Origin of the sequence: Streptomyces sp. OR43, from assembly GCF_008042275.1 — a bacterium.
In the GTDB taxonomy this organism is placed as follows: Bacteria; Actinomycetota; Actinomycetes; order Streptomycetales; family Streptomycetaceae; genus Streptomyces.
This window is the reverse complement of sequence record NZ_RDBK01000043.1, coordinates 545473-567421: the sequence shown is the minus strand read 5'-3', so window position 1 is coordinate 567421 and position 21949 is coordinate 545473. Positions and strand designations below refer to the sequence as shown.

At 71.9% G+C, this 21949-nt stretch carries 19 protein-coding genes and 2 tRNA genes; 5 read left to right on the top strand and 16 right to left on the bottom strand.

Annotated elements, in window-relative coordinates; all coding sequences use genetic code 11:
• Nucleotides 1–6 precede the first annotated feature (6 nt).
• The gene (locus tag EAO72_RS20880) at nt 7–1683 is read left to right on the top strand and encodes an AMP-binding protein (protein WP_148018846.1); all 1677 of its coding nucleotides are present in this window, start codon (nt 7–9) and stop codon (nt 1681–1683) included.
• On the opposite strand, the gene EAO72_RS20875 is transcribed toward EAO72_RS20880, so the two are convergent.
• Together EAO72_RS20875 and EAO72_RS20870 are read right to left on the bottom strand one after the other, a co-directional pair.
• Nucleotides 1663–3180, bottom strand: a complete 1518-nt coding sequence (locus EAO72_RS20875; RefSeq protein ID WP_148018845.1) for an MFS transporter — start codon at nt 3178–3180, stop codon at nt 1663–1665. The two genes, EAO72_RS20880 and EAO72_RS20875, sit on opposite strands and share 21 nt — an antisense overlap.
• Before the next feature lie 130 nt (nt 3181–3310).
• A tRNA-Lys gene (locus EAO72_RS20870) sits at nt 3311–3384 on the bottom strand.
• 249 nt (nt 3385–3633) lie between these two features.
• On the opposite strand from EAO72_RS20870, the gene EAO72_RS20865 reads away from it, so the two are divergent.
• On the top strand, nt 3634–4155 hold the full coding sequence (locus tag EAO72_RS20865) for a GtrA domain-containing protein (protein ID WP_148018844.1): 522 nt from the start codon (nt 3634–3636) through the stop codon (nt 4153–4155).
• Nucleotides 4156–4246: 91 nt separating this feature from the next.
• Here EAO72_RS20865 and EAO72_RS20860 read toward each other — a convergent pair whose 3' ends face one another.
• The 6 genes from EAO72_RS20860 to EAO72_RS20835 form a co-directional block, all read right to left on the bottom strand.
• Nucleotides 4247–5005, bottom strand: a complete 759-nt coding sequence (locus EAO72_RS20860) for an IclR family transcriptional regulator (RefSeq protein ID WP_148018843.1) — start codon at nt 5003–5005, stop codon at nt 4247–4249.
• 166 nt (nt 5006–5171) lie between these two features.
• The gene (ehuA, locus tag EAO72_RS20855; protein WP_148018842.1) at nt 5172–6023 is read right to left on the bottom strand and encodes an ectoine/hydroxyectoine ABC transporter ATP-binding protein EhuA; all 852 of its coding nucleotides are present in this window, start codon (nt 6021–6023) and stop codon (nt 5172–5174) included.
• Entirely contained in the window at nt 6013–6657 is a 645-nt protein-coding gene (gene ehuD / locus EAO72_RS20850; protein ID WP_148018841.1) for an ectoine/hydroxyectoine ABC transporter permease subunit EhuD, read from the bottom strand. Before ehuD ends, ehuA begins: the two co-directional genes overlap by 11 nt.
• A complete protein-coding gene (ehuC, locus tag EAO72_RS20845) occupies nt 6654–7388 on the bottom strand; it encodes an ectoine/hydroxyectoine ABC transporter permease subunit EhuC (protein WP_148018840.1) in 735 nt (244 codons plus the stop codon). The genes ehuD and ehuC overlap by 4 nt, the downstream gene beginning before the upstream one ends.
• A 19-nt stretch (nt 7389–7407) precedes the next feature.
• Nucleotides 7408–8310, bottom strand: coding sequence for an ectoine/hydroxyectoine ABC transporter substrate-binding protein EhuB (ehuB, locus tag EAO72_RS20840; RefSeq protein ID WP_148018839.1), 903 nt, complete (start codon nt 8308–8310; stop codon nt 7408–7410).
• Between the two features lie 255 nt (nt 8311–8565).
• Complete coding sequence (locus EAO72_RS20835) at nt 8566–9525, bottom strand: D-2-hydroxyacid dehydrogenase (protein WP_148018838.1); 960 nt, start codon at nt 9523–9525, stop codon at nt 8566–8568.
• A gap of 186 nt (nt 9526–9711) precedes the next feature.
• On the opposite strand from EAO72_RS20835, the gene EAO72_RS20830 reads away from it, so the two are divergent.
• Both EAO72_RS20830 and EAO72_RS20825 read left to right on the top strand, forming a co-directional pair.
• A complete protein-coding gene (locus EAO72_RS20830; RefSeq protein WP_148018837.1) occupies nt 9712–10491 on the top strand; it encodes a maleate cis-trans isomerase family protein in 780 nt (259 codons plus the stop codon).
• Between the two features lie 52 nt (nt 10492–10543).
• Nucleotides 10544–11680 (top strand): LLM class flavin-dependent oxidoreductase, encoded by a 1137-nt coding sequence (locus tag EAO72_RS20825; protein ID WP_410090487.1) that lies wholly within the window; start codon nt 10544–10546, stop codon nt 11678–11680.
• A 54-nt stretch (nt 11681–11734) separates the two neighbouring features.
• Here the strand turns inward: EAO72_RS20825 and EAO72_RS20820 are convergent, their stop codons facing one another.
• Nucleotides 11735–13600, bottom strand: coding sequence for a putative bifunctional diguanylate cyclase/phosphodiesterase (locus EAO72_RS20820; RefSeq protein ID WP_148018835.1), 1866 nt, complete (start codon nt 13598–13600; stop codon nt 11735–11737).
• Between the two features lie 391 nt (nt 13601–13991).
• Here EAO72_RS20820 and EAO72_RS20815 point away from each other — a divergent pair, with 391 nt between their 5' ends.
• On the top strand, nt 13992–15233 hold the full coding sequence (locus EAO72_RS20815) for a M6 family metalloprotease domain-containing protein (protein WP_187285159.1): 1242 nt from the start codon (nt 13992–13994) through the stop codon (nt 15231–15233).
• Nucleotides 15234–15290: 57 nt separating this feature from the next.
• Here EAO72_RS20815 and EAO72_RS20810 read toward each other — a convergent pair.
• From EAO72_RS20810 to EAO72_RS20780, 7 genes are all read right to left on the bottom strand, one after another.
• Nucleotides 15291–15364 (bottom strand) — tRNA-Lys (locus EAO72_RS20810).
• Nucleotides 15355–16071 carry a bifunctional DNA primase/polymerase gene (locus EAO72_RS20805; RefSeq protein WP_148018833.1) on the bottom strand — a complete coding sequence of 239 codons (717 nt, stop codon included), beginning with the start codon at nt 16069–16071 and terminating at the stop codon, nt 15355–15357. The genes EAO72_RS20810 and EAO72_RS20805 overlap by 10 nt, the downstream gene beginning before the upstream one ends.
• Nucleotides 16072–16258: 187 nt before the next feature.
• On the bottom strand, nt 16259–16600 hold the full coding sequence (locus EAO72_RS20800) for a hypothetical protein (RefSeq protein WP_148018832.1): 342 nt from the start codon (nt 16598–16600) through the stop codon (nt 16259–16261).
• A 123-nt stretch (nt 16601–16723) separates the two neighbouring features.
• Entirely contained in the window at nt 16724–18058 is a 1335-nt protein-coding gene (locus EAO72_RS20795; RefSeq protein ID WP_148018831.1) for an AAA family ATPase, read from the bottom strand.
• Nucleotides 18055–19659 carry a hypothetical protein gene (locus EAO72_RS20790; protein ID WP_148018830.1) on the bottom strand — a complete coding sequence of 535 codons (1605 nt, stop codon included), beginning with the start codon at nt 19657–19659 and terminating at the stop codon, nt 18055–18057. Before EAO72_RS20790 ends, EAO72_RS20795 begins: the two co-directional genes overlap by 4 nt.
• Nucleotides 19650–20816 carry a hypothetical protein gene (locus EAO72_RS20785; RefSeq protein ID WP_261991587.1) on the bottom strand — a complete coding sequence of 389 codons (1167 nt, stop codon included), beginning with the start codon at nt 20814–20816 and terminating at the stop codon, nt 19650–19652. Before EAO72_RS20785 ends, EAO72_RS20790 begins: the two co-directional genes overlap by 10 nt.
• The gene (locus tag EAO72_RS20780) at nt 20722–21693 is read right to left on the bottom strand and encodes a phosphatase PAP2 family protein (protein WP_187285157.1); all 972 of its coding nucleotides are present in this window, start codon (nt 21691–21693) and stop codon (nt 20722–20724) included. The genes EAO72_RS20785 and EAO72_RS20780 overlap by 95 nt, the downstream gene beginning before the upstream one ends.
• Between the last annotated feature and the right edge of the window lie 256 nt (nt 21694–21949).

Genomic DNA, 21949 nt, shown 5'->3' with positions numbered 1-21949 from the left:
GGCGCCATGGGGAGCGCAGGCACCGTCGCGGAGCTCGTTCAGGGCCAATGGGGCGACCACCGGCCCGGGTTGAGACATGAGGGAACCCTCCTCACTCATCATCAGGTCGCCTCGGGTGCTGCCGCACGTGCCGCGCTCCTGGCGGAGCTGCTGCCGGCGGGCAGCGAACCGCACCTCGGGGTGCTGCTCGACAACACCCCTGAATTCCCGCTGTGGTTGAGCGCGGCGGCCCTGGCCGGGGCCGCCGTCGCGGGCATCAACCCCACCCGCCGCGGTGCCGAACTGGCCCGCGACATCCTGCACACCGAATGCCGGGTGCTGATCACCGAGCGCGCCCATCTGCCGCTCCTCGACGGTCTCGCGCTGCCGGGGGTACGCGTCCTGGTCACCGACACCGACGCGTACGCCGCGCTCCTCGCCCCCTACGCCGGGGCGCGACCGGGCGACACCGTCCTGAAGCGACCGGTCCCCGCGACCCGGATGCTCCTCTACTTCACCTCCGGGTCCACCGGTGCGCCCAAGGCCGCGATCTGCACCCAGGGCCGGCTGGCGGCGGCGGGACGGTCGCTCGTCGACCACTTCGGGATCCGGGGCGAGGACGTCCACTACATCTGCATGCCGATGTTCCACGGCAACGCGGTGATCGCCGACTGGGCCCCCGCCCTGTCCGCCGGAGCGTCCGTCGCTCTGCGCCGCCGCTTCTCCGCTTCCGGCTTCCTCGACGACGTACGCGCGCACGGCGCCACGTACTTCACGTATGTCGGCCGTGCCGTGCAGTATCTGCTGGCCACCCCCGAGCGCCCCGACGACCGTGAGCACCCGCTGCGGCTCGGCTTCGGCACCGAGGCGGGCGCTGTGGACGCGGCCCGTTTCCGGGAACGGTTCGGGGTGCGGCTGGTCGAGGGGTACGGCTCCTCGGAGGGTGGGGCGGCGATCCAGCGGACGCCGGACACCCCGCCGGGAGCGATCGGCCGGGCCTCGGACCGCGACGATCTCGCGGTCGTCGACCCCGAGACCGGCCGGGAGCGGGTCGCCGCGGTCTTCGGTCCCGGCGGAACCCTGCTCAACGGGGCAGCCGCCATAGGGGAACTGGTCAACCGGGGCCGCACCCCCTTCGAGGGCTACTGGCGCAACGAGGCGGCGGACGCCGCCCGGGTGCGCGACGGCTGGTACTGGACCGGAGACCTCTTCTTCCGCGACCCCGACGGCTTCCTGTACTTCGCGGGCCGCACGGAGGACCGGCTGCGGGTCGACAGCGAGAACCTGGCCGCCGCGATGATCGAGAACATCCTGGCCCGCTGGACCGACGCGGCGGCCGTCGCGGTCTACGCGGTGCCCGACCCGGTCGCGGGGGACCAGGTCATGGCGGCGCTGGCGCTGCGCGACGGCGCGCGGTTCGACCCGGAGGCGTTCGCCGCCTTCCTCCGGGACCAGCCCGACCTGGGGACCAAGATGGCCCCCCGGTTCGTGCGCGTCGTCGAATCGATGCCGGTGACCGCGACGAACAAGGTGCACCGGGTCGGGCTGCGCCGCGAGGGGTTCTGGTCCGGGGGGCCGCTGTGGTGGAACGGGGGCGGCGGCGCGTACGAACCGTTCGGGGAGGGACAACTGGGCCCGCTGATACGGGAGTACGAGGACCACGGACGCCATGACCTGCTGTCCTCACACGGCGGAGGGTTCTGAGGCGGCGGGCTGCGGGGGTGTCGTCCCTCGCAGGTGCGTCACCGCCAGCACGGCCCCCACCAGCAGGAGCAGCCCGCCGGCCACCGAGGCGTACTGCATACTGTGGACGAAGGCGTCCCGCCCGACCGCGATCAGTGAGCCGTCACCGGTGGACAGGGCCCCCGGCAGCGTCTTGCGGGCCACCTCCGGGGCGGAGTCCGGCATGTCCGCGGTGTAGACCGCGGTCGCCACCGCACCCAGCAGCGCCATCCCCATCGCCCCGCCGAACTCCTGCCCGGTCTCCAGCAGCGAAGCTGCAGAGCCGGCCTTCTCCGGCGGGCTGGTGGACAGGGCCAGGTCCGAGACGAGCGCCATCACGGTGACGATCCCACAGCTCATCACGGCCGAGCCGATGAGCAGGATCGCCAGGGAGTCCGTACCCGACAGGGCGAGGACACCGAATCCGGCGGCGGCGATGACGAAGCCCGCGCAGATCACCCGGGCGCGCTCGGTCCGCTGGGCGATCGCGGCGGCCGCCGGCGCGGCCGCGCCGACCGCCAGGGACGGGGCCAGGCTCCACAGCGCGGCCTCCATCGTGCTCATCCCGAGCACCGACTGCAGGTACTGCGTGGTGAAGAAGGACGAGCCCATCATGGCGAACGAGGCCAGCGCGTTCAGCCCGATCCCGGCGGCGAAGTTCCGGTCACGGAACAGCTCCCGGCTGATCAGGGCATCGGTGCGGGTGCGCTGGCGCCGGACGAAGAACCGGCCGACGACGAGCCCGGCGGCGATGATCAGGCCGTTGCGCAGGTCCATCCCCCCGGCGGCCGTCTCCTTGACCCCGTAGACGACCGGCAGCACGGCGCCCATGGACAGCGGCACGCTCAGGAAGTCGAAGCGCCCGGGGTCGGGGTCCTTGAACTCCGGCACCAGGATCGGCACCAGGACCAGCAGCAGCACCATCGCGGGCACGTTGATGAGGAAGACCGAGCCCCACCAGAAGTGCTCCAGCATGACGCCGCTGAGTACCGAACCCAGCGCGATCCCACCCGCCATGGCGCCGGACCAGATCCCGATGGCCCGGCCGCGCTGCCTTGCGTCGCGGAACATGTTCCGCACCAGGCCCATGGTCGACGGCATCAGGGTCGCCCCGCCGATCCCGAGCAGCGCACGGGCCGCGATGAGCATCTCCGGGCTGGTGGCGTAGGCGGCGCCGACCGACGCCGTACTGAAGGCGACCGCGCCGAACAGCAGGAGCTTTCGCCGGCCGATCCGGTCACCGAGCGAGCCCATCGTGATGAGGAGACCGGCGAGCGCGAAGGCGTACACGTCGAAGATCCAGAGCTGCTGGGTGGCGCTGGGCGCGAGGTCCCGGTCGATGGAGGGGATCGCGAAGAAGAGGACGGACACGTCCATCGAGACGAGGAGGAGAGGAAGGAGCAGGACCACGAAGGCGGTCCACTCCCGACGCCCGGCGAGATCGCCGGGACGGGCTTCGGTGCTCGTAGGGTTCGTCATGCCAGGGAATATACGAGCGTTTAAAACAAGTGTCTAGTACGAATGTGTAAAACGTTTGTACATGACCGCGGGCAGCACAAAACACACGAGGCGGTCTCCGTTSAACGGAGACCGCCTCGTGTGGTGTCTGTGCGCCGCCAGGGACTCGAACCCCGGACCCGCTGATTAAGAGTCAGCTGCTCTAACCAACTGAGCTAGCGGCGCGTGCTGACTCGAAAATAATACCTGGTCTCCAGGGGTGCTGATGACACGCCTGTGCATCCCTGGTGACCTGCGCGTTTGTGATCCCGGTCGCATCGTGACGCCACTACAGGTGCCATGGGGTGCCATAGGTGCCTCGCAATGGCGTCATTGGTGTGCCATCATGGCACCACTACAAAATCCGCCCTCGGCGTGCGGAGCCAAGGGCTCTCGCTTCAGGTGCGGTGGGCGGGCTGTCAAGGGGGACGCGTCATGCAGGCCATACAGCAGCAGCAGCAGCAGTCGGCGGCCTCCGGCGCCCTCGCGGCCTTCGCTCGCTTCGTGCTCTGCGGTGGTGGGGTGGGGATCGCTTCCAGCTTTGCCGTCGCGGCCTCCGCCTCCTGGATGCCGTGGGCGCTGGCCAATGCCCTGATCACCGTGGTGTCCACTCTTCTGGCCACGGAGCTGCACGCCCGTTTCACCTTCGGTGCGGGTGGCCGTGCGACCTGGCGGCAGCACGGGCAGTCGGCCGGGTCGGCCGCGGCGGCGTACGGGGTGACCTGCGTGGCGATGTTCGCGCTCCAGCGGCTGGTCGACGCGCCGGGGGCCGTGCTGGAGCAGGCCGTCTATCTGTCCGCCTCCGCGCTGGCCGGTGTCGCACGGTTCGCGGTGCTGCGCCTCGTCGTCTTCGCGCGGAGCAGGCCGACGGTCGCGGCCGCCGGACGTCCCGCGCGTGCGGCGGACGCGGGCGGCCTGACCCCGGCCGACGCCACCGGGTTCTGCCGGGCCGCCTGACGCGGAGCCCCCCGGCGCAACCGAGCCGGTCGGGCGGTGAGGGCGGCGCGGGGCGGGGCGGTCCGCCTACAGCCAACGACAGACGTACCGGCTACAGCGCCAGCGACAGAAGCACCGGCGCCGCCCGCCGGTTCAGCGCGTCCGCCGCCGCGCGCAAGCGATGCGCGTCCTCGACCGGCAGCGACAACGCCAGGCATCCCGCCGACGCCCCGGCCGTCAGCGGCACCGCGGCGCACACCGTGCCGACCGCGTACTCCTGGAGGTCGAGCACGGGCACCGTCGCCGGCTGGCTGTCCAGCTTGGAGAACAGGACCCGTTCGCTCGTGATCGTCCGCGAGGTCAGCCGGGCGATCTTGTGCCGCGAGAGATGGTCGCGCCGCCCGTTCTGGTCGAGCTGGGTCAGCAGGCACTTGCCGATCGCCGAGGCGTGCGCCGCCGAGCGGAAGTCGACCCACTCGTTGACCGCGGGCGTTTGCGGGCCGTCGGCGTACTGGGTGACCCGGATCTCGCCGTCCACGTACCGGCTGATGTAGACCGCCGCGCCCACCGAGTCCCGCAGCTGGACCAGCGTCTGCTGGAGCTTGGCCTCCAGGGCCTGCCGGCGGGCCGGGCCCGAGCCGAGGAGCAGCAGCGAGGAGCCGGTGACGTAGGCGCCGTCGGTGATCTGCTCGACGTACCCCTCGCGGCGCAGCGTCAGCAGCAGGGAGGCGAGATGCCCGACGGGCAGTCCCGTCTCCCGGGCGATCTGGGTGTCCGTCACACCGTTGCCGTGCTTGGAGACCGCTTCGAGAACACGCAGGGCGTACTGCACCGAATGGAACGGTGCGGTCGGTTCGGGCTTCAACGCCACGGTTTCCCCCTACCAGGTTGTGACCGCAAGCTCTGCCACCACGATAGCCGCCAAGAGGCCTTTCAGGGGCGGCTGTTGACTACTGGCCGGTGCGCCCCGGCGCTGTCATCTGGGGCGCACCCGTATGGCATATGCCAGAGTCAAAGACGATCGACGGATGCCGAGGTCACAGCACCGCGTTGAGGAATTCGCGAGTACGTTCGTGTTCGGGATCGGAGAAGATTTTTTCCGGCGAACCCGACTCCACGACCCGTCCCGCGTCGAACATCAGTACCTTCTCCGACACGTCCCGGGCGAAATTCATCTCGTGGGTCACACACAGCATGGTGATGTCGGTGTTCCTCGCGATGTCGCCCAGCAGCTCCAGCACCCCGGCCACCAGCTCCGGGTCCAGCGCGGACGTCACCTCGTCCAGGAGCAGGATCTCCGGCTCCATCGCGAGCGCCCGGGCGATCGCGACCCGCTGCTGCTGGCCACCGGAGAGCTGGGACGGATGCGCGTCGACCTTCGCGGACAGTCCGACGAGGTCGAGCAGCTCCCGGGCCCGGGTCTCCGCCTTGTCGCGGTCCATGCCGAGGACGTTGACCGGAGCCTCGGTGATGTTCTGCAGCACCTTCATGTTCGGGAAGAGGTTGAACTGCTGGAAGACCATCCCGATCTTCTTCCGCGCCTCGCGCAGATGCTTCTCGGAGGCCGGCTTCAGCGAGCCGTCCGCCGCCTGCATGTGGGTCAGCGGATCGCCGTTGATCCGGATCACGCCGTCGCTGACCTTCTCCAGCGTCATGAGCAGCCGCAGGATCGTGGTCTTGCCCGAGCCGCTGGGCCCGATCAGGGTGACGTGCTCGCCGCGCTCGACCGTGAAGTCCAGCTGGTCGAGGACGACATGGTCCCCGTACCGCTTGACGACCTTGTCGAAGCGGACCAGCGGGTGTCCGGAGTCCCGGGGGGCCGGGACCGCGACGGCGTCCGCGGGGGCCGCGGCCGCGGTCTTCTGCAGGGGGAGGGGTTCAGTGGCCAAGGCGCTTCTCCAGCTTCCTCATCAGGAGTGACGTGGGGTAGCTCGCGACCAGGAACACCAGTCCGGCAAGTGTGAACACCTCGGTGTAGGCGAAGTGGTCACCCCCGTACTTACGGGCTTCGAAGACCATCTCCTGCACCGTGATCACGGCGAGGAACGGGGTCTCCTTGAACATCGAGATCGCGTAGTTCCCGAGTGCGGGCAGTACGTTGCGCACCGCCTGCGGCAGGATCACGGCCTGCCAGGTCCGCCGGGGCGTCATCGACAGGGCCCGGCAGGCCTCCCACTGGCCCTTCGGCACCCCGTCGATCCCGGCGCGGTACACCTCCGAGGTGTACGTGGCGTAGTGGATGCCCAGCACCACGATGCCGATGGTCAGCGGCTCCACCGAAGTGAACAGCGCGGCCGCGCCGACCAGCTGGACCAGCAGCGGGGTGGAGCGGATGAACTCCATCACCACCTTCACCGGCACGGTCACGAACCGGCTCGGGGCCCGGCCGGCCACCGCGATCGCCAGCCCGAGCACCGCGGCGACCAGCGTCCCCAGCACCGTGGCCAGCAGGGTGACCTTGAACCCCTGGAGGATCAGCGGCAGCGCGTCGCCGGCCGCGTTCCAGTCGAATCCCTCGTTCACCGGGCACCTCCCGCGGCCGGGGCCGTCACCGCGCTGCGGGACTTCAGCAGACTGCCCCCGCCGGCCGCCAGGCCGAGCCGCCGCTTGGCGGAGCGCTCCAGCAGGTTCATCAGCAGGGTCAGCGCGTAGGCCAGCACGAAGTAGCAGGCCAGCAGGGTCAGATACGCGGTGAGGGTCTCACCCGTACGGCTGCGCAGCTTCTCGATCGCGGTCATGAGGTCGGCCGCCGAGATCAGCCACAGAAGCGGCGTGCACTTCAGCAACTGGATGAAGAGGTTGGTGAAGGACGGGATCATCTGCACCCACGCCTGCGGCAGGATCACCTTGCGCATCCGGTGCAGCGGCGTCATGTTCAGCGCGACCGCCGCCTCGTACTGGGCGCGCGGTACGGAGTTGATGGCTCCGCGCACCACCTCGGCGCCGTAGGCCCCGTAGTTGAGGCCGAACGCGACGACGCCGCAGAGCAGCGGGGACAGTTCGTACCCCGTCAGCGGCGGCATCGCGTAGTAGAGCCAGAACAGCTGGACGTACAGCGAGGTGCCGCGGAAGAACTCCACGACCACGCGTGAGACGCCCCGCGCCACCAGCTGCCGGCTGATCGACATCAGGCCGAGGACGAACGACAGGAACAGCGCCAGCAGGGCGCCCAGGACGGTGGCCTCCAGGGTCACCCACAAGCCCGAGCGCAGTTGTGGGAGATCGTCGGCGAAGGCCGAGAAGAAATCATTCATGCGGTGGGTTCCGTCCCTGTCAGCCCTTGCACAGATCGGCCGTCTTCAGCGTGGCCGGCGGAATCTCGGTGGCCCCGAAACCGTAGTCCCGCAGCAGCTCCACATAGCGGGACTTGTCGGAGACGATCTTCTTCAGCTCGCGGTTGAACGCGTCCCGCAGCTCCTCGTTGCCCTTGCGGAACACGGCGCCGCCCGGGCTGTACTGCTTCACCCCGTCGAGCTCAGGCAGGAACGCCTCGGTGACCTCGGTCTCGGGGTTGGTCTTGGCCAGCCAGCGCAGCGAGATCCCGGTCAGCAGGAAGGCGTCGACCCGGCCGCCCTTGACGGCGTCCGCGCCGTCCTGCGGCTTCTGCAGCGACTTGATCTTGTCCTTGGCTATCCCCGCACCCTCGGCGTACGAGCCCTCGACGGCGCCCGCCATCACGCCGACGGTGATTCCGGCGGCCTTGGCGGAGGCGAGGTCGGTGACCTTCTTCGGGTTGCCCTTCTTCACCATCAGCGCGGTCGGTGAGATGAACTCGGGCTCCGAGAAGAGGGCGTTGGCGCAGCGCTCGGGTGTGATCGCCATCCCGGCGCTGACCACGTCGTACTTGCCGGCCTGAAGGCCCGGGATCAGCCCGTCCCACTCGGAGAGCGTGGGGCGCAGCTCGTCCACCCCCAGCGCCTTGAAGATCTCCCGGTGCAGGGCGGGCGCCTCGCCCTTGAGCTGCTTGCCCTCCATGTAGCCGTACGGGGCCTCGTCGGCGTACGCGACCCGGACGAAGCCCTGCTTGCGCAGCTTGTCGAGCGCTCCTTCGCCGTCCGCCGAGTCGGCACCGGTCTTGCTGCACGCGGTGAGCAGGCCGGGGACGACGAGCAGACCGCCCACGGCTGCCGATCGGTTGAGAAAGCCCCGGCGGGACAGGTTCGGGAAGTCAGCCATGGTTCGCAATCTCCTGGAGGGTCGAACAGTCCGGACAGGGTTGACGCCTGCCCGATCCCGTACGTCTATGCAGGAAGAGGTCGCATGTAACCGAACGGTGGCCGGAGGGTGACCTTCCCGTGTCCGAACATGGGCGGAGTGCGACGGTTCGTGAGCGGTGTGTATTTCCTTGCGTGGCAAGGTGAATGACGGTGAGTTATCCGCAGATGTCCGTCATGAGGTGGCGAAGTGGGGCGCGGGCGGCCCGGGTTGGGATCACCCTTCCGTGTCCGGGCTCGGGATGTGACCGAGCCGCTTGTCCACCACGTTCGGCAACGGCTCCCCGGCCTCCCAGCGTTCGTACATCGCGACGAACTGCTCGCCCAGCCGGTCCCGCCACCCCACCGTGTCGCCGCTCATGTGCGGCGACACGATCAGTCCGGGCACCTCCCACAACGGGCTGTCCGGTCCGAGCGGCTCGCGCCCGAACACGTCGAGCGCCGCCCCCGCGATCCACCGGCTGCGCAGCGCGCGGACGAGATCGTCCTCGACCACCATCGGGCCGCGCCCCACGTTGATGAACCGGGCCGAGGGCTGCATCAGCCCGAAGAACCTGCTGTCGAACATCCCGTACGTCCGCGGGGTCAGTGGCGCCGCGCAGATCACCCAGTCCGCCCGGGCGGTCAGCCGGTCCAGATCCCCGGCGCCATGGATCGTGCGCCGGGCCGTGCGGCCCACCAGCGCCACCTCGACGCCCAGCGCCATCAGCAGCCGGGTGATCTCCCGCCCGACCGGACCGGCACCGACGACCACCGCACGCGAGCCCGCGACCCGGGCCGTCTCGCGGTGGCCCCACCGGTGGCGCCGCTGGAGCTCCAGCGTGCCGGGGAGGTCCTTGGCGAAGGCCAGCACGAGGCCCGCCACGTACTCGGCCATCGGCTGCTCGAAGACGCCCCGCGCGTTGGTCACCACCGTGTCGCTCTCCGCCAGCTCCGGGCAGAGCAACCGGTCGACCCCCGCGCTCGCGGTGTGCACCCAGGCCGGGCGCGGCCCGCCGCCCGGCCAGGCGGTCCGGACGGCGTCCGAGGCGAAGTCCCAGACCAGCAGGACGTCGGCCCGCGGGAGCGCTCCGGCCAGGCCCGCGGCGTCGGTGTGCAGGACCCGCACCCTCCCGGTCAGCGCGCCGAGACGGGGCGGCGGATCGGCGTCCAGGACGAGCAGGACGGGCTCCGGCATGGGGGCGGTTCCTCCGCGTCGGCTGGCTTCGGCTGGGGCCGCGGACGCACCACGCTCGCAGTCGCACCCCACCCCGTCAACAGGCCGGAGCGGTGACCGGGGCGGATGGGGGAATACTGGTAGGAGAAGCAGCAAACGACGCAGTACAGGCAGTGCACGCGGTAAGCGGTAACAGGAAGGGTGGACATGACGACCGTCGGATTCCTCTACCCGGGCCACTTCGCGGAGGACGACTACCCGCGCATGGAGATCCTGCTCGACAGCACCATCAGGCTCGTCGTCCGCCACACGGAGAGCCCCGACGACGCCTATCGCGAGGACGCCCTGCGCGAGCTCGGCACCCCGGGCCGGCTCGCCGCCGGGGTCGAGGAGCTCCAGCGCTCCGGGGTCCAGTCCGTCGTCTGGGCGTGCGACGGCGGCAGCTTCCTGTACGGGCCGCAGGGCGCCCACGACCAGGTCATGGCCGTGGCGCGGGCGGCGGGCGTGCCGGCCTCCAGCACGTCCATCGGCTTCGTCCACGCCGTGAAGAAGCTGGGCGCGAACCGGGTCGCGGTCGCCGCGACCTATCCCGAGGCCGTCGCCGCGCGGTTCACCGCCTTCCTCCGGTCCACGGGCATGGAGGTGGTCGCCACCCACGCGGCGGGCGTGACCGGCGCCGCCGAGGCCGCGGGCTGGGGGCTCGACCGGCTGAAGGAGCTGGCCGCCGCGGCCGACCGCCCCGAGGCGGACGCCGTCCTGCTGCCGGACACGGCCCTGCACACGGTCAGCCACCTCCCCGCCCTGGAGGAGTTCCTCGGCAAACCCGTCCTCACCGCCAACCAGGTGGCTGCCCGCGAGGCGCTGCGGCTGGCCGACCGCCCCGCCTGGTCGCCCCGGCTCGGCGCCCTCTTCGAAGCCCGCGAATCGCCGCCCGCCCCGGTGGAATGGGGCAGCGGACGCGCCTATGCGCACGGCAAGCGGTCCTGAACCGGGCCCCGCCGACCGCCAGCGGGAATAAGCGGAGTCCACCTCCTGTTGTATGTGTCCGGACCAGACGCACCACCGGAGAGGCCAGGACGTGGACGAGATTCGAGGCGACGAGATCCGTGGCAAGGCGGAGGGGACGGCACCCGTGCCCCTCTCGGTCCTTGACCTCGTCACCGTGGGCCAGGGCCGCACGGCGACCCAGGCCCTGCGCACCGGTGTCGAGATCGCCCAGCTCGCCGAACGCCGCGGCTTCCACCGCTACTGGGTCGCCGAGCACCACTCCATGCCCGGCGTCGCCTCGTCCTCGCCGGCCGTGATCCTGGCCCACACCGCCGCCCACACCGAGCGCATCCGGCTCGGCTCCGGCGGCGTCATGCTGCCCAACCACGCCCCGCTCGTCATCGCCGAGCAGTTCGGCACCCTGGAGGCCATGGCCCCCGGCCGGGTCGACCTCGGTCTCGGCCGCGCCCCCGGCACCGACGGCGCGACCGCCGCCGCCCTGCGCCGCACCGAGCGGCTCAACGAAGGCGCGGACGACTTCCCGCAGCAGCTCATGGAGCTGACGCGCTTCCTGGACGACGACTTCCCCGACGGCCACCCCTACGCCCGCATCCACGCGGTCCCCGGCCCCGTCCAGGCCACCTCCGAGGGCGGCGTCCAGTCGCCGGGCCGCCCGCCGCTGTGGCTGCTCGGCTCCTCCGGATTCAGCGCCCGGCTGGCCGGCATGCTCGGCCTGCCCTTCGCCTTCGCCCACCACTTCTCGGCCCAGAACACCATTCCGGCCCTGGAGCTGTACCGCGAGTCCTTCAAGCCGTCCGCCGTGCTGGACGCCCCGTACGCCCTGATCGGCGTCGCCGCCCTGGCCGCGGACGACGAGCGGGAGGCCCGCCGCCAGGTGCTGACCGGCGCGCTGTCGATGCTCCGCCTGCGCTCCGGCCGCCCCGGCCTGGTCCCGACGCCCGAGGAGGCGGAGGCGTACGCCTTCACCCCGATGGAGCGGGAGTTCGTCGACAGCTGGCTCGTCAACATCGTCCACGGCACCGCGGACGAGGTCCGTACCGGCCTCGACGACCTGGCCAAGCGCACCGGCGCCGACGAACTGATGATCACCGCCAACGCCCACGGCGGCGAGGCCCGGCTGCGCAGCTACGGCCTCATCGCGGACGCGTACGGCCTGCCGGGAGCCTGACAGGCCGCCGGCTGACCCGGCCGGCCTCCGGGGGCCCGTCGGCCCCGTGCGGCGTCAGGCCTTCAAAGCCCTGGCGCCGAGCAGTTCGGCGATGCGTTCCGGGGCGACCGCGCGGGAGTAGAGCCAGCCCTGCCCGGTGTCGCAGCCGATCCGGCGCAGCCGCTCCGCCTGGCCGGCCGTCTCCACGCACTCCGCGGTGACGGTCAGGCCCAGGCGGTGGGCCAGCTGGACCATGGCCTCGACGATCGTCTCGTCGGCGGGGCTGGGATGCGTACCGTCCTCGTACCGGAAACCGCGCACGAAGGCGCCGTCGAGCTTCAGGACGGAGACCGGCAGGCGGCTCAGATAGGCGAGGTTGGAGTAGCCGGTCCCGAAGTCGTCGATGGCGATCCGGACGCCCATGTCGCTGAGCGCCTGGAGGGCCTGAAGCGGCCGGCCCGCCGACCCCATCACCGCGGACTCCGTCAGCTCCAGTTGCAGCAGCCCCGGGTCCAGGCCCGTCTCCGCGAGGATCTCCGCGACATCGGTCACCAGGTCGGAGTCCCAGACCTGGCGCACGGCGACGTTGACGCTGATGAACAGCGGCGGCTCGTCGGGGTGGTCCAGCTGCCACCGTCTGGCCTGCCGGCAGGCCGACCGCAGCACCCAGCGGCCGAGCTGCACGATCGAGCCGTCCTCCTCGGCGATCGCGACGAACCGATTCGGCGAGAGCATGCCGAACTGTGGGTGGTTCCAGCGCACCAGCGCCTCCACCCCCCGTACGACCCCGTCGGCCATGCACACAAGTGGCTGGTACTCGATGGTGAACTCGCCGCGTTCGACCGCCGGGCGGAGATTGGACGACAGGGCCTGACGGGTCATCCGGTGCGCGTTGCGTTCGGGGTCGAAGAGGGTCCAGCGGGCCTTGCCGTCCGCCTTCGCCCAGTACAGCGTCGTGTCCGCCGCCTGCATCAGACCCGTGGCCGAGGTGCCCGCGACGGGCCGCTCCACCACGCCGATCGACGCCGACACCGAGAGCCGCTGACCGGCCAGGTCGAAGGGCTGCTGCAACGCGGCGAGCACCGTGCGGGCGAGGTCGGTCAGCTGCTGCGTACCGGTGGACTCCTCGACCAGGATCGCGAACTCGTCCCCGCCCAGGCGCGCCACCAGATGGGCGCCCGTGGGATGCGGGCCCTCCTGCTCGGCGCAGTCCGTGAGCCGGGCGGCGACGGCGGCCAGCAGCCGGTCGCCGACCCGGTGGCCCAGGGTGTCGTTGACGGCCTTGAAGCCGTCCAGGTCGAGGTAGACGAGTCCGATCCGGCCCCGTCCGGGCATGCTGTCGTCCTGGTACGGGACCGTCTCCAGGACCGCCGAGAGCCGCTCGAAGAACAGCGTCCGGTTGGGCAGCCGGGTCACCGGGTCGTGCATCTGGAGGTGGTGCAGCCGCTTCTGGAGCTCGCGCCGGTCGCTGACGTCGGCGACGGAGAGCAGGACCTGGCGGGGCGCGGCTCCGCCGCCCTGCTCGGGGGCCGCGGTCATCGGTACGACGGTGATCTCGGCCCACAGCGAGCGCCCGTCGGGGTGCTTGAGCCGGCGCGTGCAGCGGAAGCGGGAGCGCCGGCCGTGCAGCACCTCGCGGTACGCGTGCCAGGTGCGGCCGTCCGCGGCGAGATCGACCAGGTCGGACGCGGACTGGGCGGTCAGCGCCGCCGCTCCGACACCGGCCAGCGCGGCCAGGGCCTCGTTGGCGGTGACGATGAGGCCCTCGTGGTCGACGACGGCCATCGGGAGGGTGGCGGCCCTGAACGCGGCCCGGTAGTCGTGCAGCTCGGACGGCGACCCGGCGGGCGGCCACATGCCGTCACGTTCCGTGAGGGCCGGCGGCGGGGAAGGGGCTGCTGTGCCTGCCGCGGGCCTGGGCCCTTCGGAGGTTCCGCTCACCGTTCGCTCCCGCCGTGCAGTTCTGTCCCGGACGCCTCTGGTCGGACTGGCCCGCCGCGTGGAGCGCCGTCGTCAGGGGCGGGAACCGCGCAGGATAGCGAGGTGAAGCATAGAGGCTGGCGCCTCGGCCGTTCCAGCGCCCCGACGGTTACGGACCCCGCGTCCGCCGTCCTTGAGCCATTCGCGGGGCGACCCGGTTTGCCCGCGACTGATTGTTTCTGCGCGGTTCTGGTCTGTCCCGGAGCTTCGGTGATCGATTGTGACTGTCCGTGAAACCTGTGCGGAGTTCGGTCGCTGACCCGACTGGTGCAGCCCAACAGGACGTACCTCATGAAACGCCACAAGGTGGTCAGGAGGGTCCCGGAGTCCGCACCCCGCACCGGAGGTAGATGTGCCGCGTCAGCAAGGGCCCGGAGGGGTGGAGAGACCCAGCCCCCGCGCGGTGGCGGCCGGGCTGATCTCCCTCCTCGCACTCGCCGCCACTTCCCTGGTCGCGGGCCCCGCCGTGGCCGCTTCCGGAGAGGCGGCCCCCTGCGCGCTGCCCCGGACCGACGTCCACCACTCGCTCGGCGTGGACAGCTGGAACGGCTCCTATCCACGCCCCGACCACACCCTCGACGCGGTCATGGTCTTTCTTTCCTTCCCGGACGCCCGGCCGGCCACGACCCCCGCCGAACTCGCCGCCGACCACTTCCCCGCCACCACCCAGTTCTTCCAGCGCGCCTCGTACGGAAAGTTCACCCTGCGCCCGCACCCCCAGCGCCAGTGGATCCGGATGCCCAAGCCGTCGGTCTGGTACGGGATACAGCGCGACTGGGACAACGACCGGCGCAGCGCCTATCTGCGCGACGCGATCGACGCGGCCGACCCCGCCGTCGACTTCTCGAAGTACGACATCGTCTACCTGGTCGCCGACCCCGACGCCCCGGGTGTCGACTCCGACGCCACCAAGGTCGTCAACTTCGACCGCCCGCTGCACGCCGACGGCAAGGACATCAAGCGCGTCGTCACCGTCTTCGAACAGCACCCGCCCGACCACAACGTCCTCGCCCACGAGACCGGACACGTCTTCGACCTGCCCGACCTCTACCACCGGCCCTCGGACGGCAAGGGCGACTGGGACACGTACGTCGGCGACTGGGACGTCATGGGCAGCCAGTTCGGTCTCTCGCCGGACCTCTTCGGCTGGCACAAGTGGAAGCTGGGCTGGCTCGACGACCGGCAGGTGACCTGCATCCAGAGCGACCGGGTCGTCACCCTGGAACCGATGGCGGCCGTCCCCGTGCCCGGCGCCTCCATCGGGACCCGGCTGGCCGTGATCAGGACCGGCGAGGGCAGCGCCGTGGCCATCGAGGCCCGCAGCGCCACCGGCAACGACAGGGCCACCTGTACCGAGGGCGTCCTGCTCTACCGGATCCGCAACGAGACGGCCTCCGGCGGCGGCCCGGTCGACGTCCTCGACACCCACCCCGACACGGACGCCTGCTGGGACCGCTCCGTCTACCCGCCGCTCGCGGACGCCCCGCTGAGGGTCGGCGAGACCTACTCCGTGCCCGGCGGCCACACCACGGTCGAGGTTGCCGACCGGACGCCTTCGGGCGCGTGGACGGTCCGGATCACCACGGGGACATGAGTGCGGGGCGACAACGAAGAAGCCCCCTCGCTCTCGCGAGGGGGCTTCTTCCGTCTGTGCGCCGCCAGGGACTCGAACCCCGGACCCGCTGATTAAGAGTCAGCTGCTCTAACCAACTGAGCTAGCGGCGCCTGCTGACGTCGTAGACCTTAGCACCCTGATCCGTGGGAGGAAAAATCGAAATCCGAGGCGCCGGAGACGGCACCGACCGGGCTACCCGGACACAGGCCCAGAGCAGGACGTCCGGCCCCGGGAGCCACGGGTTGCGGGTGTCGGGGGCGACCACCCAGCGAGGCCCGGAAGCGGACGGGCCGCAGGTCAGCGGCGGGACCGTCACCGCGTCGCCGGCGCCGTGACAGAGCAGCGGGGGCACGCGCGGGCCACCGTCCTGCGGCTCCTGCGGGTCCCCCGCGCACCGCGTTCCCGGACCGGACCCCCACTCCTCCCAGTCCAGCAGCGAGGGCAGCCGCTGGGCCGTGCCGGGGGAGGCGAACAGCAGCATCCGGCCGCGGTGCGTGGCGACCGGTCCGGAGCCCGGGCCGTCGGCCCACAGATGCTCCAGCATGCGCCGGCCGAAGAGCGTGGGCACGTTCACCACGTCGAAGGCGGAACCGCACGGCAGGACGCCGGGCGCGGAGGGGTGCGACTCCCACTGGGCCAGGGTGCTGCGCGGATAGGCCGCCGCCCCGGCCAGCCAGGCGGCGCCCGCCGCGGTCACCTGGGCCGCCTGATTCCCGGCCTGCTCGCGCAGGACAGCGAAGATGTCGGCGTCCTCACCGGCGGGGTGGGGCCCGTTGCCGTGATGCAGGGTCGTTTCGTCTGGCAGCCATGCGGTCATATGCACAGGTCTACCCGGAGTGATCACCCGGATTCCGAAAGTTATCGGAAATCGGGACAGGGTGGGGTGGCGAGGAGTATCTTGCGCACCTGGCATATGCCAACGGTTGGACCCGGAGTGATCGCGGGACCCGCCGCACGGACCGCGACGGGCTCGGCGCCAGGACCGTCCCGACGCCCGAAAGGGCCTACGGCCTCGGCTCGTTCAGCAGGCTGCGGCCGAACTCGACCATCTTCACCGCATAGTCCTCGGTCCACTCCGCCCGCTGCGCGATGTCCGCGGTCGTCAGCCGGTCGAACCGGCGGGGATCCGCCAGCTGCGCCGCCGCGATCGCCTGGAACTCGACCGCCCGGTCCGTCGCGGCACGGAAGGCCAGTGTCAGCTCCGTGGCGCGGCTCAGCAGCTCCTTCGGATCCTCCATCGACTCCAGGTCGAAGAAGTGCTCAGGATCGGCGACCGCGGCCGACGGCTCGAAGAGCAGGGGTGCGGGGCGCAGCCGCTGCTGCTCGTTCCGCTCGGGTTGTGGCATGTGGTTCTTCCTCCTCCGGTGGGCCCGACGGCCACCCTCTATTGTCCAGCCCGCCGCAAGGGCGCTTTCAGGGGTGCGCGCCCGTCCGCCCGTGATCCGTCGTGCCCCCGCACGCCCCCGCCGTCAACGTCCCCAGCGCACCCGGTGTTCCGCGAGATGCGCCAGGACGGCGTGGTTGGCCTCCCAGCCGTCCGGGAACTTCACGGTCACGCCCAGCTGGACCGGCTCCGTCGACGGGTGCTCGTCCAGCAGGTCCGAGACGCCCTCACGGCACACCACGACGCAGGCGTGGCGGTGGCGGGAGGCCAGCACGCACAGCCGGCCCGTCTCCAGATGGAACGCCGTGGCGTCCGGTCGGCCCGACAGCGGGTGCAGCACCACCGTGACGTCGAACTCACGGCCCTGGAGCCGGTTCGCCGTGTCCACCGCCACCCCGGTGACACCCAGCTCGGCGAGCGCCGCCCGCACCGCCGCCGCCTGGTCGCGATGGGCCGTACCGACCGCGACCCGGTCCGCCGTCACCGGGGCCGGGTCCGGGGAACGCTCGCTGGTCGCCGCGCCGCCCCGGTCCAGCAGCCGGCGCACCACCAGGGCCACCGCCCCTACCGCCTCCGGGTCGGTGCGCGGGGTGTGCCGGGCCGGGAGCTCCAGCAGACCCCAGCCCGACTCCGCCGCCTCGTCCAGCACCCGGTCCGCCGCCGATCCGTCGGACGCGACGCCGAACGACAGCAGCCGGTCACCGTGGTCCGTGCCGCTGCGGAACGGGGTGTACGGGTAGAACGCGTCCGACACCAGCGGCGCCGCCGAGGCCGGCAGCCGCCAGGAGACCGGCAGCCGGTGCTGCGGCAGCTCCGGGTTGTGCGCGAGCAGCGTGGTCACCGCGCTGGCCGACGGGTCGTAGCTCAGCCCCGCCCACTGGTCCGCGCCGACGATCGAGAACGGGTCCAGCTGGCCCGGATCGCCGACGAACAGCGCCCGCTCGAAGAGCCCGGCCACGGCCAGCAGCGCGTCCGAGCGCATCTGGTACGCCTCGTCGACGATCGCATGGCCCCACGGCTCGACGTTCTTCACATGTGCCCACTTGGCCGCCGTCGAGATGACGACGTCGAGGCCGGCCAGATCCGCCGCCTTCGCCGACTTCCGTACGTTCGCCAGGCCGTCCAGCGCCTTGTCGTACGGATCGGAGTCGTTGCTGTGCAGCCGGCCGACCGGCAGGCCGGGGGCCTTCTCGGCGAGCCGGAGCACCAGGTCGTCCACCTGGGCGTTCGTCTGCGCGACGACCATCAGCGGGCGACCGGCGGCGGCCAGCTCCAGCGCCGCACGCACCACCAGGGTCGACTTCCCGGCACCCGGCGGGGAGTCCACCACGATGCCGCGGGCCGAGCCGTTCAGTGTGTCGTCCAGGATCCGGGCGGTGGCCAGGCCCGCCGCCGCGCCCGGGTCGAATACGGCCGTCACAACAGGTCCTCCGTGGTCACGGGGTCGGGGTGTTCGACGGCCGCCACGCCGCCCGGCGGACCGCCGTGGGTCCACGGGGTCTCCTCCGCGTCCGGCAACTGCGGGCCGCCGCGCTGGTCGTGCTCGAAGAGCGTCCAGGCGATGACGTCACCGGGCTCGGGCACCGAACCCGGGGCGGGCTCCTTGCCGCGGCCCATCCGGTCGGTGATCCGCAGCACCAGCGCGGGAGCCGGGCCGTCCTCCGGGCCGTAACCCGCGAACTCGGCGGTCTGCGGCTTGCCGTCCAGCGAGCGGTAGACCTTCACGCGCTCGCCCAGATGCGGCTGCTCCGCCGTGCGGACCGTGACCAGCGGGCGCGGGGACGGGCGCTTGGACTCGCTGTACGCCATCTCCACCGCCGTCACCTCGCCGAGGAACGCCTCGCCCGCCAGCCGCCGGCCGGCCAGCACCAGCGGATCGTCCAGCGCCTCCTGGGCCTCCAGCTGCGCCTGCGCCGTCTCCCGCGCCGCCAGCTTGCGGGCCGCCGTCACCGCGTCGTCCCGGCGCGGCTGCGGCGGCTCACCGGCCCGCACCCGGTCGCGGTGGCCGGTGAACGACCAGCGGTCGCGGGTCCAGCGGTCCTCCACCCGGGATCCTTCGGGCAGCTCCCGCAGCAGGTCCAGGCCCTGCCACACCGCGTCCCAGGTCGGCCGCAGCACACCGGCCAGCAGCTTCCGGATCTCCCGCTCCGCCGCGGTCAGTTCGGCGAGCCGGGCATCGGCCGCCAGGCCGTCCTCGGCGGCGGCCAGCGAGGTGCGGGCCCGGTCGTACTTCTCGATCGCCGGGGCCAGCAGCCGGTTGTCGAAGTCCGGGTCGGTGGCCGGTCCGGCCGGCGGGCAGAGCAACTGGCCCCCGGCGTCCCTGGCCAGCTCGGCACGGAGCGCGGCCTCGGCACCGCACTCACCCGCCGGCGGGTCGATCCAGGCGAGCAGCGCGCCCAGGTGCTGGTCCTCCAGGGAGGACTGACCGGTCGCCCAGTGCCGGTTCAGCAGATCGGTGCCGGCCAGCAGCAGCGACGAACCCGGCACGCGGGCCCGCTCCCCGTAGTGCGTCAGCCAGCGGCCCAGCAGCGGAACACGGGCGGGCGCCGGATACGGGGTGTCCGGATCGTCCTCGGCGGTACGCCGGAACCGCATCGAGCGGCCCAGCAGCCGGACGAACTCGATACCGGCCCGGCTCGGCACGATCAGCTGCGCCGCGTCCGTGCACAGCTCGGTCTCGACCTTGACCTTCTTGCCCGTGCTGGGGTCGGTCTCGCTGCGCTCGGCGGGCTCGATCACGTCGGCGTACGACTCGATGTACGGCAGGACCGCCTCGGCCAGCTCGGCGAGGAACGCGAACCGCAGGTCCCGGTCGCGCGGCTGGGCCACGGCCAGCAGCCGGGGCGCGTCCCGGTCCGTCCCGACGAGCGCGCCGAGCGGGGCGCCGGCCTCGCCCGCCGTGGTGAGCGGTACGAGCACGAGCGGCCGGTCGCCGAGGCGGCGGTGGCGGACGGTGGCCATCGGCTGCGCGCGGCCGCTCTCCACCGCCTCCAGCCGGGCCAGGGTGCCGATCAGCGACATGGGGTACTGCCCTCCAGCGCCTCGGCGCGCAGCGCGGCCGCCCGGAGCAGCGCGGCGACCGTCGGGTCCGCCGGATCGCCCTCCTTGCCGGCGGCCGCCGCGAGGACCCCGGGGACCGTGGTCAGTCCGCCGAGCTCGCCCCGCACGCTCCGCCCGAGCGCCTCGACGGCACCGGCGGCGCGGGCCTTGGCCCGGCAGTGGAAGGCCAGCTCACAGGCGGCCAGGCACTCAGGTGCGTACGCCGCCGTGACGGACTCGACCGCGGTGTCCAGCTCCTCGGGAGAGCACTCCGGGTCGAAGGTGGTGCCCTCGGGCAGCGCCGCGGCGATGTCCTCGATGCGGGTGAGGCGGGTCAGCTGGCGGCTGGTGACCGCGCGCTGCTTGCGCACGTCGACGACGGACGCGGTCGGCAGGTTGGAGAAGTCCTTCGGGCAGACCAGCAGTACCCGGTGGCCGACCTCCGCGCCGTCCGTCGCCGCCGCGACCCGCTCCAGGGCCAGGACGTACACGGCGGACTGGCGGGCGGCCGCGCCCACCTTCGCCGCGTCGGCGGAGCCGTCGATCATGGGGAAGGACTTGATCTCGACGACCGTCCAGGTGCCGTCGGGGTGGACCACCACCGCGTCCGGCTCCAGGTAGGCGGGCGAACCCGCCACCTCCAGGGCCAGCATCGGGTGGTCGAGCAGCGCCCAGCCGCCCGACCCGGTCGCCTCGCGCAGCGCGAGCGCGGTGCGGGCGGCCCGGCCCTCGGGACCGGCGGCCGAAAGATCGGGTACGGAGACGTCCGCCGGCGGTTCGCCGGGCTCGCCGAACCCCTGGTGCAGCAGGCGCATCAGCTCCGTACCGCCGTCGGCCTTGACGCGGGCCTCGAAGGCGTTGCCCCGCATGAAGGCGAACTGGGACTGGCCGAAGGCGGCCGGTGAACCGAGCGCGGTGGCGAGCGCGCCCTTGTCGACCCCCGCCCCGTCGAGCAGGGCGCGCCGCTTGCAGCCGGGGTTGGCGGCCAGGGCGGCCAGCGCGCGGGCGTCCAGCGGACGGGGCGCGACGGCCGGGCCCCTCAGCTCAGCGAGCCGCCTTCGCAGCGTCACCGCCTGCGGCTCTTCCCGCGGAGGCCGGGACATCGGCCGGGGCAGGTGGGCCGGCCGGTGCTGCTGCATCGGTGGGATCTGCGGAGGAGGTCCGCTGGCCGGGGATTCGCTCACCCGCGGAAGTCTTGCATCCGGCACTGACATCCGTGGACTTCACGGTGGGAGACACCTGTGCGAAACGGGCCTGGACCGCACCCTTGACCCGGTCGGCGAGGCGCAGGACGGGCCTGGCCAGCAGCGCCCCGACGCCCATCACGGCGGCTCCCGCGACAGCGTCCAGGAAGTAGTGGTTGGCGGTGCCCATCACCACGATGACGGTGATCAGCGGGTAGGCGATTCCGGCGGCGCGCAGGAGCGGATGCCTGCCGTGGCGCCACAGGAGGATGCCGCACCAGAGCGCCCAGCCGACGTGCAGGCTCGGCATCGCCGCGTACTGGTTGGTCATGCCGCCCATGCCGCGCGGCGCGCTCGCCTCGGTGCCCCACCAGCCGTACGAGCTGTACTGGGCCATCGTGTCGACGAATCCGTGTCCGGCGGCCAGCAGCCGCGGCGGGCAGGTCGGCATCAGCGTGAAGCCGATGAGGCCGAGCATCGTGGAGGTCATCAGCCAGGTCCTGGCCCGGCGGTAGGCGGCCGAGTGGCGGCGGAACATCCAGATCAGGACGGCCGGGGTGACGAGGTAGTGCAGGGAGGCGTAGGCGAAGTCCGCGGGTATGCCTATCAAGGGGTGCGCGGTGAACAGCCGGTTGAGCGGGTGCTCGGCGTTGAGGAAGAGCGCCTTCTCGAGATCCAGGATGCTCAGCCCGTGGTCGACGGCGGTGGACACGTCGCCCCGGACCAGGAGTCTGCCGCCCGAGTACGCCCCGTACACCAGGGCCAGGAGCGGGAGCTCGGTCCACCAGCGGGGCCGGTGGCGCGGCACTGGCGCGGTGGTGGCATGCGGCATCCGGAAGTTCTCCATCATGTGTTCATGCGGCCGACGGCGGGCGTTCAACCGTACGGTGCGATGCGGTCGCGGTTCGCCCGGGGTGCCGTTTCGGCGCCCCTCGACTGCTCGGATTCGTCTGTGGTCTGTGGGACGCCGGGGCGGCCCACCAGGTTGCCTCACGCGAAGGTACGCGATGATGGAAATCCGGACGATCCGTTTCCCCGCCCCGAGTCGAGCAGCGGAATGTCCGTCCTGCCGGTGTGATTGCCCTTGA

Excerpts from the sequence above, each read along its gene's own strand:
- EAO72_RS20880 (WP_148018846.1), top strand. The coding sequence starts at position 7 with ATGGGGAGCGCAGGCACCGTCGCGGAGCTCGTTCAGGGCCAATGGGGC.
- EAO72_RS20875 (WP_148018845.1), bottom strand. The coding sequence starts at position 3,180 with ATGACGAACCCTACGAGCACCGAAGCCCGTCCCGGCGATCTCGCCGGG.
- EAO72_RS20865 (WP_148018844.1), top strand. The coding sequence starts at position 3,634 with ATGCAGGCCATACAGCAGCAGCAGCAGCAGTCGGCGGCCTCCGGCGCC.
- ehuC (WP_148018840.1), bottom strand. The coding sequence starts at position 7,388 with ATGAATGATTTCTTCTCGGCCTTCGCCGACGATCTCCCACAACTGCGC.
- ehuB (WP_148018839.1), bottom strand. The coding sequence starts at position 8,310 with ATGGCTGACTTCCCGAACCTGTCCCGCCGGGGCTTTCTCAACCGATCG.
- EAO72_RS20835 (WP_148018838.1), bottom strand. The coding sequence starts at position 9,525 with ATGCCGGAGCCCGTCCTGCTCGTCCTGGACGCCGATCCGCCGCCCCGT.
- EAO72_RS20830 (WP_148018837.1), top strand. The coding sequence starts at position 9,712 with ATGACGACCGTCGGATTCCTCTACCCGGGCCACTTCGCGGAGGACGAC.
- EAO72_RS20825 (WP_410090487.1), top strand. The coding sequence starts at position 10,544 with ATGTGTCCGGACCAGACGCACCACCGGAGAGGCCAGGACGTGGACGAG.
- EAO72_RS20805 (WP_148018833.1), bottom strand. The coding sequence starts at position 16,071 with ATGACCGCATGGCTGCCAGACGAAACGACCCTGCATCACGGCAACGGG.
- EAO72_RS20800 (WP_148018832.1), bottom strand. The coding sequence starts at position 16,600 with ATGCCACAACCCGAGCGGAACGAGCAGCAGCGGCTGCGCCCCGCACCC.
- EAO72_RS20790 (WP_148018830.1), bottom strand. The coding sequence starts at position 19,659 with ATGTCGCTGATCGGCACCCTGGCCCGGCTGGAGGCGGTGGAGAGCGGC.
- EAO72_RS20785 (WP_261991587.1), bottom strand. The coding sequence starts at position 20,816 with ATGCAGCAGCACCGGCCGGCCCACCTGCCCCGGCCGATGTCCCGGCCT.
- EAO72_RS20780 (WP_187285157.1), bottom strand. The coding sequence starts at position 21,693 with ATGCCGCATGCCACCACCGCGCCAGTGCCGCGCCACCGGCCCCGCTGG.